Origin of the sequence: Prevotella communis (assembly GCF_022024115.1) — a bacterium.
Taxonomy (GTDB): domain Bacteria; phylum Bacteroidota; class Bacteroidia; order Bacteroidales; family Bacteroidaceae; genus Prevotella; species Prevotella communis.
Genome location: NZ_CP091792.1, coordinates 515379 through 531114, shown reverse-complemented (window position 1 = coordinate 531114; position 15736 = coordinate 515379). Strand labels below are relative to the sequence as shown.

Here is a 15736-nt window from a genome sequence, read left to right as displayed (position 1 = left end):
AATGCTTAATAAATCGAAAAAAAGACGTGTTTTTGAGTTTATTCCAATTATAATATGTAATTTTGCAATGGATAAAAAGAAAACTAAAAGAAAACTTATTGTATAATGAAAACTACTCAAATGCTTTTGCTGTCGGCAGCTGCTGTACTGCTGACATCATGCTCAGGAAAACTGGGTGCTCTCTCAGCAGATAATTTCAAGGTAACACCAAATCCCCTGGAGACACAGGCCGGCGAGGTCTCTGCCACCATCAATGGTATGTTCCCTGAGAAATACATGAAGAAGAAGGCTGTGGTTACCGTAACCCCACAGTTGCGCTTCCAGACCCCTCAAGGTCTCAAATCAGTTAATGGCGAAGGTGCTACCTTCCAGGGCGAGAAAGTGCTGGGCAACGACCAGACTATCTCTTACCTCGTAGGTGGTAACTACACCATGAAGACCAACTTTGCCTACACCCCAGAGATGCAGCAGAGCGATATGTATCTCATCTTCGATGCCAAGGTAGGCAAGAAGACCGTGAAGGTGCCCGAGGTAAAGGTTGCTACAGGTATCATCGCCACATCTGAGCTCTACAAGCGCACACTGACCTCAGCCAATCCCGCTTTGGCAGAGGATGCCTTCCAGCGCATCTCTGAGCAGAAGCAGCAGGCCAACATCAAGTTCCTCATCGGACAGGCACAGTTGCGCAAGAGCGAGCTGCAGAACAATTCTGTTCAGGAGTTCGTTCGTCTGATCAACAAGATTGTGGCCGATCAGGAAGGTATGGCTCTCGACAACATCGAGGTATCAGCCTATGCTTCACCCGATGGTGGCTACGCATTGAATGAGAAGTTGGCCAACAAGCGTCAGGACGTGACCAACGACTACCTGAAGAAGGAGATGAAGAAGGCCAAGATGGACGCTCCCGTTGACACCAAGTATACAGCAGAGGACTGGGAAGGTTTCCAGGAGCTCGTTGCTGCCAGCGATATCCAAGACAAGGACGTTATCCTGCGTGTGCTGTCTATGTATAAGGATCCTGAGGAGCGCGAGCAGCAGATCAAGAATATCTCTGCCGCTTTCCGCGAGCTCACCGATGGCATCCTGCCTCAGTTGCGCCGTTCTCGCCTCACCATCAACTACCTGTTGATTGGTCGTGACGACGAGCAGATCCTGGCTCAGATGAAGAGCGACGCCACCCAGCTGAGCATCGAGGAGATTCTCTATGGTGCAACCCTCTACGATGACGACCTGGCCAGCACAGAGGCAGCCTACAAGAAGGCTGTTGAGCTCTACAAGAACGACCCGCGTGCTTACAACAACCTGGCTCGTCTGGCTTATACCAAGGGCAACTACAGCGAGGCTAAGCAGTGGCTCGACAAGGCTGCCGCCATCGACCGCAACCAGGCTGAGACCAATGCCAACCTCGGACTGCTGGCATTGCAGCAGGGCGACATGCTGAGCGCAGAGAGCTATATTGCCAAGGCTTCTAATGCCAACGGACTGAACGAGGTACTGGGTAACCTCCACCTGGCTCAGGGCAAGTATGCACAGGCCGAGCAGGACTTCGGTCGTGTACAGTCTAACTCTGCCGCATTGGCTCAGATTCTGAACAACAACTACCAGGCTGCTGCTTCTACATTGAAGAACGTGAAGAATGCAGACGCTACAACCGACTATCTGCGCGCCATCCTGAATGCCCGCACAGGTAAGACAGCCGATGCTGCTGCAGCCCTGAAGCAGGCCATTGCAAAAGATCCCTCACTGGCCGACTATGCCGCCAAGGATCTGGAACTGACCAAGGTTAGCAAGTAAAGATGAAGATGATAACAAGAGGAAAGAGGAGAGCTGAAAGAGGACAGTGGAAAGCCGTTCTTTACGCTTTCCTCTTTCCTCTTCTTTTATGTGCCTGCGGCGAGACGGGCACCCGTTTCCATCTGGAGGGCAAGTTCAAGAATATCAATCAGGGCGAGTTCTATCTGTGCGATTTCGATAATGGCACGAAGGATACCATCTCCCTGCGTGATGGACGTTTCACCTATGACAAGGACATGCCCGATACGGTTGTTCTGACCCTTATCTTCCCCAACTTCTCTGAACTGCCGATTATTGCCACCCCAGGCGGCAATATCAAGATGGAAGGTGACGTTTCTCACCTGAAAGAAACCGAGATAACAGGTACAGAGGAAAATGAGTTGCTCACAGGTTTCCGCCTGCAGACCAAGGAGATGATGCCCCCAGCCGTTAAGCAGAAGGCAGAAGAGTTTATTCTGAAACATCCAGCGTCGCCCGTCAGCCTCTATCTGTTGCGTCGCTATTTCATCATGGCTGTCGATGCCGACTATGCCCGCATTGCCAAACTCAGCGAGACCATGCTGAAAGCCAAGCCCAACAGCATTCCCCTGATACAGTTGCACAAGCGCCTGAAGGCCACAAGCAATCTGAAGAGTTCAGGCAAGCTGCCCAAGTTCAGGGCTACCGACACCAACGGAAAGACCGTCTCTGACAGTCTGCTCCGCAAGAAAGCCAATGTCATCATGGTATGGGCATCATGGAGTTTTGACTCCCAGCAGATGCTTCATCAGCTCAACAGATGGAAGAGCGAGCACCACGACAGCATCGGCGTCATCAGTATCTGCATGGATGCCGATGCCTGCGAAGGACGCAAGGCCCTGGAAAACGACAGCATCAAATGGCCGGATGTATGCGACGGTAAGATGTGGGACTCTCCCCTCGTCTCAACCCTTGGCATCTCGTTTATCCCAGAAAATATCGTTATTGACAAATCAGGAAACATCGTAGGTCGTCACCTGAGTGCAGCCGACCTGAAAGACAAGGTGGACAAGTTGCTCCGCCAGAAGTAAAACTAAAATAATCATGCTGGTAAAAACATTTTGTGCAGCAGTCAACGGCCTTGAGGCCACTACCGTAACCATTGAAGTCAACATCACCCGCGGCACCATGCTCCACATGTCCGGCCTGGCCGATACTTCTGTACGCGAGAGTATCGACCGCATCCGTGCTGCCATGGGTAATATTGGCTATAAGTTTCCCGTTGCCGATATCACCGTCAACATGGCGCCTGCCGATATCCGCAAGGAGGGTAGCGGTTACGACCTGCCTTTAGCCATTGGCATCCTGGCCGCCAACAGTAAGATTACCAGCGACACACTCGGTGAATACATGCTCGTGGGCGAGTTGGGCCTCGATGGCCGTCTGCTCCCCATCCGTGGCGCCCTGCCCATCGCCATCAAGGCGCGCGCAGAGAAGTTCAAAGGTCTCATCGTGCCACGCCAGAACGTGCGCGAGGCAGCCGTTGTCAACCAGTTGGAGGTCTATGGCATGGACTCCCTGCTCGACGTTATCCAGTTCTTCAACGGCGGAGACCTGTATTCCCCCACTATTATCGACACACGCAAGGAGTTTTTTGCCCAACAGGAGCATTATGAGTTCGACTTTGCCGACGTGCGCGGTCAGGAGAGCGTGAAGCGTGCCCTTGAGGTGGCTGCTGCTGGCGGTCACAACCTCATCATGATTGGTCCTCCAGGCTCAGGAAAGTCTATGTTGGCCAAACGTCTGCCCAGTATCCTGCCCCCGCTATCCCTGAGCGAGAGTCTGGAGACCACACAGATACACAGCATCGCAGGCAAGTTGAGCCGCGACACCAGCCTCATCAGCCAGCGTCCTTTCCGTTCACCCCATCACACCGTCTCCCAGATAGCTCTCGTTGGTGGCGGTAATAATCCCCAGCCAGGCGAAATAAGTCTGGCACATAATGGTGTGCTTTTCCTCGACGAGTTACCAGAGTTCAATCGCTCCGTACTGGAGGTGCTGCGCCAGCCATTGGAAGACCGCACCATCACCATCTCGCGTGCCAAGTACAACATCCAGTACCCCTGTTCGTTTATGTTTGTGGCCTCCATGAACCCCTGCCCTTGCGGCTATTATGGCGACCCCACGCACCATTGCGTCTGCACCCCTGGTCAGATTCAGCGTTACATGAACAAGATCAGCGGTCCCCTGCTCGACCGCATCGATATCCATTGTGAAATTCAGGCCGTGCCCTTTGCCGAACTCTCCAAGATGCAGCCGGGCGAACCCAGCGCCACTATCCGCGAACGTGTTATCTCGGCCCGTAAGATTCAAGAGGAGCGCTATAAGTCCTTTGCAGGCATCCATTGTAATGCGCAGATGACCGAAAAGATGCTCCACGAGTTTGCTGAGCCAGACGCCCAGAGTCTCGATATGCTGCGCATGGCCATGGAGCGCCTGAAGCTCTCGGCCCGTGCCTACAGCCGCATCCTCAAGGTGGCCCGCACCATTGCCGACCTCGCCGGCTCTGAGCAGATACAATCCATCCATATCGCTGAAGCCATCGGCTATCGTAATCTGGATAGAGGCGACTGGGCAGAGCGAGGCATCTGACCGAACTGCTGAACGAGCGGCCGCAGAAGAAACTTTTTCCTTTTCCGTCTATTTTTGTTTCGTATGACCCTTGGTTATATGAAAAAGATGTTGTATCTTTGCGGCGTAATCTATAACAATTACTAACCAAAACGAAAACGATTATGGAAATTAAAGCTATCCGCATGTTCGACGGCGGTTTCATGAACCAGCAGTTTGCCTTCGGTGGTGAAGGCAAGGAAGGTACTGACGAACAGATTATCTACCGCAGCAGTTTACAGAACTTTTTGATTGATACGGGCAACGAGGTGATTCTGGTTGACACGGGTTTTCAGAACGAGTTCAAAGCGCCAGAGAAGAAACTGGGCGCCCCACTCTACATGGGCGAAAAGGTGAAGGATTATACGGAGTCCTTTGCTGAACTGGGCTACAAGCCTGAGCAGGTGACGAAGATTCTCATCACGCATAAGCATCCTGACCACTCAGCAGCCATTCAGTATTTCCCCAATGCCAAGGTGTATATCTCGCCAGAGGATGCCGATGCCATGAAGCTCCCAGAGGGTGGCAACATCATCCGTGCCGAGTACAAGGAGTCGTATAAGAACTTCCCACGTGCAGAAAAGGTGGCTGATGGCATCTGGTTTATCGAGGCTAAGGGTCACACCAAGGGCAACAGTATCATCATTGCCGAGGACGACGGACTCTATTATATGTTCCACGGCGACGTGACCTATTGCGATGCCGCCCTGAAGGCCAACAAGCTCAGTATCGTATTCGAGGATATCGAAGCTGCACGCCAGACGCTCGACCGTGTGCGTGAGTTCATCCAGCAGAATCCCACCGTCTATCTCTCCACCCACTGCCCCGAGGGCTACGAGAACCTGGAGATGAAGCGTGTGATGAAACTATAGATGAAAGGAGGGCTTCGGTCCTCCTTTTGCAATTCATATGATTTTAGTATTGTGTAATTCAAATAAAAGAACTATCTTTGCACCCGATGACAACAACACTAATCATAGGACTGCTGATTCCGCTGCTGGGCACCATGCTCGGCTCCGCCTTTGTGTTCTTTATGAAGAACGAGATGTCCGTGCAACTGCAGAAGTCATTGCTGGGCTTCGCATCGGGCGTCATGGTAGCAGCATCCGTATGGTCGCTGCTCATTCCTGCGATGGAAATGGAAGCTGACAGCGGGAAATGGAGTGTGATGCCTGCCGCCATTGGATTTCTGTTGGGCATGGGCTTCCTGTTGCTCATCGATGAACTGACGCCCCACCTGCATATCGGCACAGACAAGCCCGAGGGTATGCGCTCGCACCTGTCGAAGACAGCCATGCTGGCCCTTGCCGTCACTATCCATAACTTGCCTGAAGGCATGGCCGTGGGCATAGTGTTTGCAGGAGCCGACAGTGGTACAACGAATATTTCCCTTGCCAGCGCCGTCGCCGTATCGCTAGGTATTGCTATCCAGAACGTGCCCGAGGGAGCTATTATCTCCATGCCGATGCGAGCAGCAGGAAATAGCCGATGGAAATCATTCCTGATAGGCTCCTTGAGTGGCGCCGTAGAGCCCGTCGGAGCTGTCGCAGTATTGCTATTGGCCTCCATGCTCATGCCCATGATGCCCTATATGCTCGCCTTTGCCGCCGGCGCCATGTTCTACGTCGTGGTAGAAGAACTCATCCCTGAAGCTTCTGAGGGGCAGCACTCAAATCTTAGCACCATCGGCTTCGCCATCGGTTTCGTTCTGATGATGGTACTCGATGTCGTGATGGGATAGAGGGTTAATGGAAGGCACAAACGACGAGTTACGACCACTAACTCATCGAGATGCTACCCCTAACTCAATGAGTTGGGGTGCCTAAGTCGCTGTAGTAGCAATTTTTCTTAACAAATCATTTTTATCGCTTTTTGGCGTGAATGGGACTTTTTTGCCCAAAAACAGCCTCTAAAATCTCACTCGAGTGATTTCACGAATTCACTCGAGTCATTTCATGAATTCACTCGAGTCAATTCACGACATCAATCAGCTGACAAAAAATATTGTTCCAGCTAAATAATTCTGCGGCATCTGTTAAGTAAAAAGTATTGACTTTTGCACTTTCTCACGCCCCCGTGTTCTCTATCTAACAAGCATACAGCAAAGATGATTTACTTTCTTGAAATGAGCATGAAAATCTTTTTTATAATTTCATACCCTTCAAACTTTTTCTTTCCATAATTTTGAATGTTGAAAAATAATTCTTATTTTTGCGGCATGAAAAGGCAAGAGATAGTAAATCGTATCAAGGAACAGACTCAGAAATTCCTTCCCGAGGCTCAAACCATCCTATATGGTTCGGAGGCTCGCGGAGATGCCCGTGCTGACAGCGATATTGATTTACTTATTTTGCTTCCAGACGATAAGGTACTTCCAGAAAGAGAACATGCAATTGTAAGTAAACTCTACGAAATCGAGCTTCAATCTGGAGTGGTAATTAGTTCTATCGTTATGCCCCGTAAACAATGGGAAAATCCTACTTTGATTACTCCTTTCTATCAGAATGTAAAAAGAGAAGAAATCGTATTATGAAGGAAGATGTACTGACCTAGGAACAACGCGTCGATCTTGTCAATTAATATTTTGGGAAAATCAAGGGTACAGGTTTTTGATTTATTAAGGGAATCAAAAACCTGTACCATTAATTTATTAGAGGACGATACTGAAATTCTGCGGTGGCCTTCAGAAATCTTTTTTTTCAGAATTCAAATCCCACTTTAATGGCGACACCCTCAGTGTTCAACTTTCTTTGTGAGCGTGTATAGTCCATGCTCTTGGAACTTGTGAAGCTCTTAAATGTCTCGAACTCCAATTTCTCCGTCGTATAGCCCACAGAAACGTCGATTGCCTGTTTCTCATTCAAAGCGAAACGGCAACCCGCAGATAGATTAAGGTACAGACTGCCATTATTCGTGACATATGTACCAGCCTTACCGTCAATGAAGGGAGAAATCTTTCCTTTAGAGATATTGGCTCTCATATTAGCAAAAACAGGGATATCAACCTTGCTTTCACGCTGGTCTAGTGCAATATTCATGCCCTTCGTCTTGTATTCGGGCATAAAGTGCAAACCGAGACCGCCACCGATGAAGAAGAAAGGATTGATTTGATAACCATGAGACGTATTGATTTCAAAACGACCAAAATCATAGTCGCCAATACCAATCGTATAGCCACCATCAACAAATCCACGATAGCAGCCTTCCGACATGTTCTGTGCACACACCATCTGTGATGCGAAAAGCACAACCAAAGATAACAGATTCTTTTTCATCTCGTTCAATATTAGGGTTAATACTATTGTTTTCAACTACAGCCAGCACTAACTTCTTTTCACAAAAAGAGCGCAGACCCGCCATACTCCCTACCAGGCTTGGAACTGCCTCTAACGTACTATGGTGAAGCCTACGCTCTATGGGCGCAGCTCCAATGCACGTTAGTTTCGCTCGCTTTTTCTCGTTCGAGGTTCCAATTCGGTAGAGAGATTGAGCAATCAAGATGTCACATTCCAAAGAATGCGATGCCAAAATACACATTTTTCTTTGATTTTAGCACATCAAGTTGTAAAAATCGTATAAAATATGATGAATCTGTTTAATTTTAAGCTTTCAGAAACAGAGGATGTGGGTAAAGAACTTTTGTCCGAAAGGAAATAAACAAGACTTTAGGCAAGTTCTTAGATAGCAAGCAGGGGACAAGCGGAAGAGAGACCCTGTCGTCCTCTCTTTGATAAAAAACGGATAGTGCCGAAGCCGGTCTATCCGCTCATATCGTTATACCTTTATATTATTATGTCAACAATGCGGCACGCTATGGAATAAACACCACCTTGTTATTAATCCTCCGCGTTCCTCCCTGTCGCAATTCAGGCGTATTAATTCGAATGTCGCAATCGACTACACAGATGGCTCCCGTCTCGGAGCGGATGACATTCTCATCGTGCATGTCGCTGAGGTAAATATCGGGCGTAGCATACGTCCAGTTGCGATGGTTCTTCAGCTCGAAGCCCATACGCTGCATGTAGTCGGCAATTTCCTCGTCGGACACATGGCTACCGCCGATGAAGGGTTGCTCACAGATAATCTTGAACTCACCTTGGCTGTCGCGCCCGAAGCCGAGTACGACAAGGCGAGTCTCAGGGAAGTAGGCATTGTGCAGGGCGATACGGTCGAGGGCGAAGATGGGCTAGATGAAGTAGTCGAGGCCGATGCTCTTGATAAGCGTGGCACCATGGTCGTAAACCCTGGCCTCGCCACCCTCGGCAATCTCTTCGCCGAAGGAACGTTGAAGCGAGTCGTCAACACGCTCCATCCAGCAGCTAACGGCCTTGGCCCATTTTTCTATAACTGCCTCCTGCTTCGCTCCGCGTTGGCACTCTCTTTGGAAGTCGCTGAGAGCCTGTGCAGCATCTGAATCTGCACAATCTTCTGCTCCCGCGAGTAGGGATGCAATGACATTTGCCTCACCGCCCGCTGCGCAGCCATACTGTTCTCGCGGTGAAAATCGTTGATATACAAGCCTTCCGCTGATAAACTGTTCTGCATAAGTATCGAGTTTATGCAGACCGTCGGGTGTGAAGCCCTCGGCGATGATGCCGCGAACGGATGCCCAGAAGTCTGCGTTATTCATATTCATGTTGTATTGATGACATGCAATTCGACGGCAAAGATAAGCATTTTCTTTCAATTATTCATCATTTTTACATTAAATTGAGAATTATTTCTTAACTTTGCGGTCACAAAAACAAACAAAGGAGAGAACGATGAAAGTACTATTGATTAATGGAAGCCCAAAAGAAAACGGCAATACGTTTACAGCATTGAGCGAGGTAGCCAAAACGCTAAATGAAGAAGGCGTTGACACAGAGATTATCAGTATTGGAAAACATGCTGTGCAGGGTTGCATAGCCTGCGGCATGTGTGGCAGAAATGGCAATAAATGCACGTTCCACGATGATTTGTATTTTAAAGTATGGCGTGCCATAAAGGATGGTATTGACGGACTCGTTATTGGTTCTCCCGTCTATTATGGTGGCCCCAACGGTTCGCTGTGTGCTCTGCTCGATCGTGTATTCTACTCTATGAGCAATGAACTGTGTTTCAAGCCTGCCGCCAGCGTGGTGGTATGCCGCCGTGGTGGAGCCTCAGCCGCTTTTGACCGTCTTAACAAATACTTCACCATATGTAACATGCCCATTGTCAGTTCGCAATACTGGAACATGGTGTATGGCCAGACACCAGGACAGGCAGCTCAAGATGAAGAAGGCATGCAGACCATGCGTACCCTGGGACGTAACATGGCATGGATGATACAGAAGCTAAACGTCATCCAAGAAGGACATCCCTCACTGGAAGCCCCCCTGAGGACCAATTTTATCAGATAAAGACACCATCATATGGAGATTATTCTTGCCATTATCGTCATCGTTGCCGTCGTCATTGCTGCCGGTGCCTACTGCGTTGTACAGAAGAAAACCTACGAAAAACAACTGGATGTAGAGGAGAAACGTCACGCAGAAACCCTGACAGAGGTGAAGAATGCCTACGAACAACGCATAGAAGACCTGAAGACATCGTTCGAGAAACAGCTGCGCCAGACCAAAGAGGCACACGAGGGACAGATAGCTGCCCTGAAGCAGATGAACGAGGAACAGGTGAAGAGTCAGCTGGACCTGATTCGCGAACAGATGCAGACCACCTCCGAGAAAATCCTGAAGCAACGTCAGGAGGAGTTGGGTGTACAGAACAAAGAGCAGGTATCAAAGATTATTGACCCACTGCAGAAGAGTCTGAAGGATATGCAGGAGGCACTCGACAAGACCAAGGAGCAACAGACGGAGGCGTTGACCCGACTGGACGAGACCATCAAGATTAATATGCAGAAGAGTCAGGCTATCGGCGAGACGGCCGACCGACTGACACGTGCGCTGACGGGCGAGGTGAAGGTGCAGGGTAACTTCGGTGAGTTGAAGCTCAAGCAACTGTTGGAAGACCTGGAACTCCACGAAGGCGAACAATACGACACACAGGAGACGCTACGCGACAAGGGCGGCAAGGGTCTGAAAGGTGACGACGGCAAGGGACTCATCCCCGACTTCATCCTGCATTTCCCCAACAACCGCCATGTGGTGGTAGACTCCAAGATGTCGCTCACCGACTACGAGCGCTACATGAACGCGGAAGACGGCACGCCCGAGAAGAGTCTCTTCCTGAAAGCCCATATCGACAGCGTCAGGGCTCAGGTGAAGCGCCTGGCCAAGAAAGAATACACCAAGTACCTGCCCGAGGGCTATAACCGCCTGAACTTCGCCATCATGTACGTGCCCATCGAGGGGGCCTTGAACCTGGCATTGCTCAACGATGCCACACTATGGCGCGAGGCCTACGATGAAGGTGTGATGATACTGGGTCCGCAGACCATGTACATGAACCTGCGTGTGCTGGAGATGATGTGGACACAGGTGCGCCAGTTGAGCAACCAGCAGGCCATGATGGATGCCGCCAATACGGTGATAGAACGTGTGCAGGACTTCGGTCAGCGCTTCATAGATGTGGAGTCGAGCATGAACGACACCATCAAGAAGATGTCGAAACTGAAGATTACCACAGCCGACAGCGGTCCCAGCATTATCACCGCTGCACGCAACCTGCTGAAAGCGGGCGCAAAGGAAAGCAAGAAAAAGAAATCGCTCACAGAGATGGACCAGAGCATGTTCATCGAAGGAGAATAATTAACCAGAACCAGAAATATGGAACAGACAAAAGTACTGATTGTAGGAGCAGGACCGGCAGGAACTACCTGCGGCCTGTTGCTCAAACAAAGAAACATAGACTGTATACTCATTGACAGAGCCACCTTTCCAAGGGATAAAATCTGCGGTGGCGGACTGACACCACGCTCGTATAAACTGCTGTCGAGACTGATGCCCGACTTCAGGTACGACTATAACAGCGTGCACCGCCTGAAGCTATGCATTGAGGGCGAACAGGTGCTCGACTTCATGATGGACGAAGAGATACGTATCGTGAAGCGCAGGACATTTGACGCACAGCTCCTGGAGCGCTACCAGCAGGCTGGCGGCACCTTTGTCAATGACGCGCTGATAGGTATTGAGGAAAGTGGACCGCAGGTTATCGTCACGCTGAAGAGCGGACGGCAGATAGCCTGTGAATATCTTGTAGGTGCCGATGGTGCCAATAGTCGTGTGCGCAAATACCTGAATCCGCACGCCAGTCATGGCATCCTCTGCATGGAACAGTATGGTCCGAAATCAGCAGATCGCTCGGCCGAAGGACGCTCGCTACCAACGGGACGCGAGAATGCCATCGTGGGCAATCTCTCGCGTTTCTACCGTCAGGGCTACTACTACAGTTTCCCCAACGAAAGCTACGACGTGCAGGGCTTCGGCGACTATATGACCACGCCCCAAATGTTTCGCAAGGTGCTGAGAGATATGGGCTGTCCTGACGAGAAGCCACTTGGAGCTTATATTCCCCAAAGCACAGAATATCCTCTGCGCAAGAACATCATCCTGATTGGTGATGCTGGCGGATTTCCCAACCGACTGACCTTCGAGGGGCTCTATTATGCTTTCCTCACTGCCAGTCATGCGGCTATGGCTATCAGTACGGGCGCACCCTTCCCCCTTGTCAACAAGCAGGTATTTGAAAACAAGAAATGGGAGGAATATGCCTCACGCTTCTTCTACAGCGAGATAGGTCTCGCCATCCTGAAATTCTTCTGCAAGACGACACCAGGACTCATCACCTGGGCTTTCAACAAAGCAGCGAGATAAGGGAAAAAGGAATAGTGAAAAGTGAAAAATTTGCTACCGCAATATAAATAAAAAAATGCTACCGCATCAATCTTAATGCGGTAGCAAATTTTTCACTTTTCGTTATTACTTTTACCCTCAATTAGAGGTTTGTATTGTCCTTGCTCCAATCCTCAACAGCGGGGATAATGCCGAGAGAGATAATCTCGTCGCGCATCTTCTGCAGGTGCTCGTAAGAAGCCTGAAGTGCAGCCATCTCCTCTGCAGTACCCTCGGGCTCTGTGAAGTGAACACCGTCCTTGTCGATAACGGTAGGCATAGCCATCATCACGTTCTTGAAGCCGTAAGCGTTAACATAGCAACCTGCAGGCCACTTGAAGGGCTCACCGCCCATAGCACCCTCGATCATCTTTACAGCCTGATAAGCGGGGCTCTGGAATGAACTGCGACCACGGAGCTTGATGATGTTGCTACCACCCTGTGTAGTCATGTGCTTGATCTCAGCCCAACGCTCGGCAGAGAGAGGAAGCTCAGAGAGGGGCTTGCCATCGATGAGAGCCTTGCTGGCGAATACAGCCATCTGCTCACCGTGACCACCGTATGTAAAGGCGTTGGTAACCTTGTCCTGACGAACGCCGAACTCCTGAGCCAGCTGCTGCTGCAGACGGGTAGAGTCGAGAGCTGCCAGAGAGGTCAGCTGGTTGGGCTTCAAACCTGAGTGAATCAAAGCGGTCAGAGCGGTAACGTCAGCGGGGTTGAAGATAACCACCACGTGCTTCACGTCGGGGCAGTACTTCTTGATGTTCTCACCGAAGTCGGCTGCAATCTGACAGTTGCCCTTCAGCAGGTCCTCACGGGTCATACCCTCCTTACGGGGAGCACCACCTGAAGAGATGATGTACTTAGCACCTGTGAAAGCCTCCTTGGGATCAACAGTGTAAGAGATGTTTGCGCCAGGGAATGCGCAGTGACACATCTCGTCGTAAACACCATGAACACCGGGCTCATAGATATCATACAAGCAGATGTTAGGAGTAAGACCCAACATCAGCACACTCTGTACCATGTTAGAACCGATCATACCACCGGCACCAACAATAACCAATTTCTCGTCAGTTAAAAAAGCCATATTATATAAGTATTTTGTTTAAGATTTTATTTTGTGCCGCAAAGTTACGCAAAAGATTTGAGATATAAGCTTGGAGGTTTGAGTTTTTTTGTTTTCAAAAGAGATTTTTTTTCACTTCTTAATCGTCAATTATAATTTATTTAGTATCTTTGCCAACTGGAAATTGCAAATTCTACAACTAAAATGAAACGAATCTATTTTTTCCTGACTGTAACGCTGCTTTTTTCTGCCTGCAAGAACAACCAGAACGCATCAGAAAAGGCTGTAGAAGAAGAGGTGCTCAACATACCTGAATGTGTGGTCACCACCCCACCCGATTCACTGGGTCTGGATCCCTTCTACAAGAAATATGTGGATGTCAACGGACTGGCGCTCATCTCATCCTGGCGCGTGCCTGATTCCGCCTTTGTGGCTGCCCACAGAACGCTGTACGCCATGACGTCGATGTTGCCTGAAGCGGTACTCGACTCGATGGTGGCCCGTGGTACCCGTGTGGCCATCATGGCACGCTATGAAGGCACCACCGACATCCCTGAGCATCATTATCTGGTAAACGATACGGCGCTGAACTGGGACTTGCGTGCCCGTGGACTGGGAGGTGACCTGGAGTTGCCACTCACTTCGTGTGCAGAGGAAAACATCCTGGCCTACCAGATAGACAAATATCATGCGGAAGACATCCTGATTCATGAGTTTGCCCATAGCATCCATCTCATTGGCCTGATGCTGGCCGTGCCCGATTTCGATAGTCGGTTGAAGCATTGTTATGAACAGGCAAAAGCCAAGGGTATCCTGGCTGGCACCTATCGCGAGACAGATAAAGAGGAATATTTTGCCGAGGCCGTGCAGGACTGGTTCAACGTGAATGCAGAGATGCCCCATACCGACGGCAAGCACAACTGGTGTAACACACGCGAGGAACTACAGGTCTTTGACCCTGACCTGTATAACCTGTTGGCCGAATATTTCCCACAAACCAACATGCAGATTAGCAAACACAAGAAAGTAAACGAATATGGCAATCAATAAGGACACCTATATCAAGCGTCGCGCCCGTCTGAAGAAGGACGTAGGAAGCGGACTGCTTTTGTTTCTTGGTAATGACGAGGTAGGCATGAACTATGCCGACAACACCTATCGTTTCCGTCAGGATTCTACATTCCTCTATTTCTTCGGTCTCGACTACCCTGCGCTGGCAGCTGTCATTGATATCGATGCCGACAAGGAGATTGTGTTTGGCAACGAGTTGACCATCGACGATATTGTCTGGACGGGCATCCAGCCATCACTTCGTGATAAATGTGAACCGGCTGGCATCAGCGAGGTATTGCCCATGAAGGAACTCAAGAACTATATCGACAAGGCGCATGCCAAGAGTCAGCCCATTCATTTCCTGCCTCCTTATCGCGGTGATCACAAAGTATGGCTGTGGGAACTGCTCGGCATAGAGGCAGCGGCACAAGCCGACAAAGCCAGCGTGCCCTTCATTAAAGCCATTGTCAGTCAGCGCAACTATAAAGATGACGAGGAGATTCAGCTGATTGAGGAATCGGTTGACCTGAGCACAGAGATGCACCTTGCCGCCTATCGTACCGTGCGCCCGGGCATCCACGAGAGCGAGGTGGCTGCAGCTGTAGAAGAGGTAGCCTGTCGTCATGGAAATGCACTGGCCTTCCCCACCATAGCAACAGTACAGGGACAGGTACTGCATAATCATGGTTTCATACACCAGTTGAACGAGGGCGACATATTCCTGCTTGATGCCGGTGCAGAGACAAAGAGTCATTATGCCGGCGACCTGTCATCATCCATGCCTGTGGGCGAGAAATTCACGGACCGTCAGGCTGAGGTTTACAACATCCACCTGCGCAGTTTCTATGCCGCAGTAGACAAGCTGGAACTGGGCGTGCCTTTCCGTGAGGCTCATATCGCTGCTGCCACGGAGATAGCACGAGGCATGAAGGAACTGGGACTGATGAAGGGCGACCCTGCAGAAGCAGCCGAATGTGGCGCTTATGCCCTGTTCTTCCCATGCGGACTGGGTCACATGGTAGGACTGGACGTCCACAACATGGAGAATCTGGGAGAGCAATATGTTGGTTATGCCGAGGGACAGGTAAAGAGCAAGCAGTTTGGTTTCAAGTCGTTACGACTGGCCCGTCCACTGGAAAAGGGATTTGTATTCACCGTTGAACCAGGCATCTATTTTATTCCCGAACTGATGGACAGATGGGAGGCTGAAGGTCAGTTCCGCGACTTCATCTGCTACGACAAGCTGAAGCCCTGGCGCAACTTCACCGGTCTGCGCAACGAATTGAACTATGCCATGACCGAAAAGGGTGCCCGCCTGTTGGGAACCATCAAGAAGCCGATGACGATTGAAGAAGTATACAAAGCAAAAAACAACTGA

13 protein-coding genes and 1 pseudogene are annotated in these 15736 nt (G+C 50.0%); 11 read left to right on the top strand and 3 right to left on the bottom strand.

Translation table 11 applies throughout. The annotated features are described in order from the left end of the window. Positions 1 to 105: 105 nt before the first annotated feature. From L6468_RS02165 to L6468_RS02140, 6 genes are all read left to right on the top strand, one after another. Positions 106 to 1794, top strand: a complete 1689-nt coding sequence (locus tag L6468_RS02165; protein WP_091850897.1) for a tetratricopeptide repeat protein — start codon at positions 106 to 108, stop codon at positions 1792 to 1794. Between the two features lie 2 nt (positions 1795 to 1796). Beyond that, complete coding sequence (locus L6468_RS02160) at positions 1797 to 2843, top strand: TlpA disulfide reductase family protein (RefSeq protein ID WP_237794697.1); 1047 nt, start codon at positions 1797 to 1799, stop codon at positions 2841 to 2843. Between the two features lie 13 nt (positions 2844 to 2856). Further along, complete coding sequence (locus L6468_RS02155) at positions 2857 to 4404, top strand: YifB family Mg chelatase-like AAA ATPase (protein ID WP_091814555.1); 1548 nt, start codon at positions 2857 to 2859, stop codon at positions 4402 to 4404. Between the two features lie 143 nt (positions 4405 to 4547). Next, complete coding sequence (locus L6468_RS02150; RefSeq protein ID WP_091814558.1) at positions 4548 to 5294, top strand: MBL fold metallo-hydrolase; 747 nt, start codon at positions 4548 to 4550, stop codon at positions 5292 to 5294. 86 nt (positions 5295 to 5380) lie between these two features. Continuing rightward, positions 5381 to 6163: a ZIP family metal transporter gene (locus L6468_RS02145; RefSeq protein WP_091850905.1), complete on the top strand. Its 783-nt coding sequence runs from the start codon at positions 5381 to 5383 to the stop codon at positions 6161 to 6163. A gap of 477 nt (positions 6164 to 6640) precedes the next feature. Continuing rightward, entirely contained in the window at positions 6641 to 6955 is a 315-nt protein-coding gene (locus L6468_RS02140; protein ID WP_237794695.1) for a nucleotidyltransferase domain-containing protein, read from the top strand. A 166-nt stretch (positions 6956 to 7121) separates the two neighbouring features. Here the strand turns inward: L6468_RS02140 and L6468_RS02135 are convergent, their stop codons facing one another. Together L6468_RS02135 and L6468_RS14660 are read right to left on the bottom strand one after the other, a co-directional pair. After that, positions 7122 to 7697 (bottom strand): hypothetical protein, encoded by a 576-nt coding sequence (locus L6468_RS02135; RefSeq protein ID WP_237794693.1) that lies wholly within the window; start codon positions 7695 to 7697, stop codon positions 7122 to 7124. A gap of 536 nt (positions 7698 to 8233) precedes the next feature. Then, a pseudogene (locus tag L6468_RS14660) lies at positions 8234 to 9052 on the bottom strand (putative polyvalent protein kinase domain-containing protein). A 133-nt stretch (positions 9053 to 9185) separates the two neighbouring features. Between L6468_RS14660 and L6468_RS02125 the strand changes: the two are divergent. From L6468_RS02125 to L6468_RS02115, 3 genes are read left to right on the top strand one after another with little or no spacing between them, the layout of a single operon-like run. Then, a complete protein-coding gene (locus L6468_RS02125) occupies positions 9186 to 9806 on the top strand; it encodes a flavodoxin family protein (protein ID WP_237794691.1) in 621 nt (206 codons plus the stop codon). Between the two features lie 12 nt (positions 9807 to 9818). Further along, a complete protein-coding gene (locus L6468_RS02120) occupies positions 9819 to 11153 on the top strand; it encodes a DNA recombination protein RmuC (protein ID WP_091850914.1) in 1335 nt (444 codons plus the stop codon). 18 nt (positions 11154 to 11171) lie between these two features. Then, a complete protein-coding gene (locus L6468_RS02115; protein WP_091814582.1) occupies positions 11172 to 12218 on the top strand; it encodes an NAD(P)/FAD-dependent oxidoreductase in 1047 nt (348 codons plus the stop codon). 121 nt (positions 12219 to 12339) lie between these two features. On the opposite strand, the gene L6468_RS02110 is transcribed toward L6468_RS02115, so the two are convergent. Continuing rightward, on the bottom strand, positions 12340 to 13326 hold the full coding sequence (locus L6468_RS02110) for a malate dehydrogenase (RefSeq protein ID WP_091814585.1): 987 nt from the start codon (positions 13324 to 13326) through the stop codon (positions 12340 to 12342). 183 nt (positions 13327 to 13509) lie between these two features. Here L6468_RS02110 and L6468_RS02105 point away from each other — a divergent pair, with 183 nt between their 5' ends. Together L6468_RS02105 and L6468_RS02100 are read left to right on the top strand one after the other, a co-directional pair. Continuing rightward, positions 13510 to 14355, top strand: coding sequence for a hypothetical protein (locus tag L6468_RS02105; protein ID WP_237794689.1), 846 nt, complete (start codon positions 13510 to 13512; stop codon positions 14353 to 14355). Continuing rightward, positions 14342 to 15736, top strand: coding sequence for an aminopeptidase P family protein (locus tag L6468_RS02100; protein WP_091850920.1), 1395 nt, complete (start codon positions 14342 to 14344; stop codon positions 15734 to 15736). Before L6468_RS02105 ends, L6468_RS02100 begins: the two co-directional genes overlap by 14 nt.

Bases quoted from the DNA above. Each gene is read 5' to 3' on its own strand.
- L6468_RS02165 (WP_091850897.1), top strand. From the start codon at position 106: ATGAAAACTACTCAAATGCTTTTGCTGTCGGCAGCTGCTGTACTGCTG.
- L6468_RS02160 (WP_237794697.1), top strand. From the start codon at position 1,797: ATGAAGATGATAACAAGAGGAAAGAGGAGAGCTGAAAGAGGACAGTGG.
- L6468_RS02155 (WP_091814555.1), top strand. From the start codon at position 2,857: ATGCTGGTAAAAACATTTTGTGCAGCAGTCAACGGCCTTGAGGCCACT.
- L6468_RS02150 (WP_091814558.1), top strand. From the start codon at position 4,548: ATGGAAATTAAAGCTATCCGCATGTTCGACGGCGGTTTCATGAACCAG.
- L6468_RS02145 (WP_091850905.1), top strand. From the start codon at position 5,381: ATGACAACAACACTAATCATAGGACTGCTGATTCCGCTGCTGGGCACC.
- L6468_RS02140 (WP_237794695.1), top strand. From the start codon at position 6,641: ATGAAAAGGCAAGAGATAGTAAATCGTATCAAGGAACAGACTCAGAAA.
- L6468_RS02135 (WP_237794693.1), bottom strand. From the start codon at position 7,697: ATGAAAAAGAATCTGTTATCTTTGGTTGTGCTTTTCGCATCACAGATG.
- L6468_RS02125 (WP_237794691.1), top strand. From the start codon at position 9,186: ATGAAAGTACTATTGATTAATGGAAGCCCAAAAGAAAACGGCAATACG.
- L6468_RS02120 (WP_091850914.1), top strand. From the start codon at position 9,819: ATGGAGATTATTCTTGCCATTATCGTCATCGTTGCCGTCGTCATTGCT.
- L6468_RS02115 (WP_091814582.1), top strand. From the start codon at position 11,172: ATGGAACAGACAAAAGTACTGATTGTAGGAGCAGGACCGGCAGGAACT.
- L6468_RS02110 (WP_091814585.1), bottom strand. From the start codon at position 13,326: ATGGCTTTTTTAACTGACGAGAAATTGGTTATTGTTGGTGCCGGTGGT.
- L6468_RS02105 (WP_237794689.1), top strand. From the start codon at position 13,510: ATGAAACGAATCTATTTTTTCCTGACTGTAACGCTGCTTTTTTCTGCC.
- L6468_RS02100 (WP_091850920.1), top strand. From the start codon at position 14,342: ATGGCAATCAATAAGGACACCTATATCAAGCGTCGCGCCCGTCTGAAG.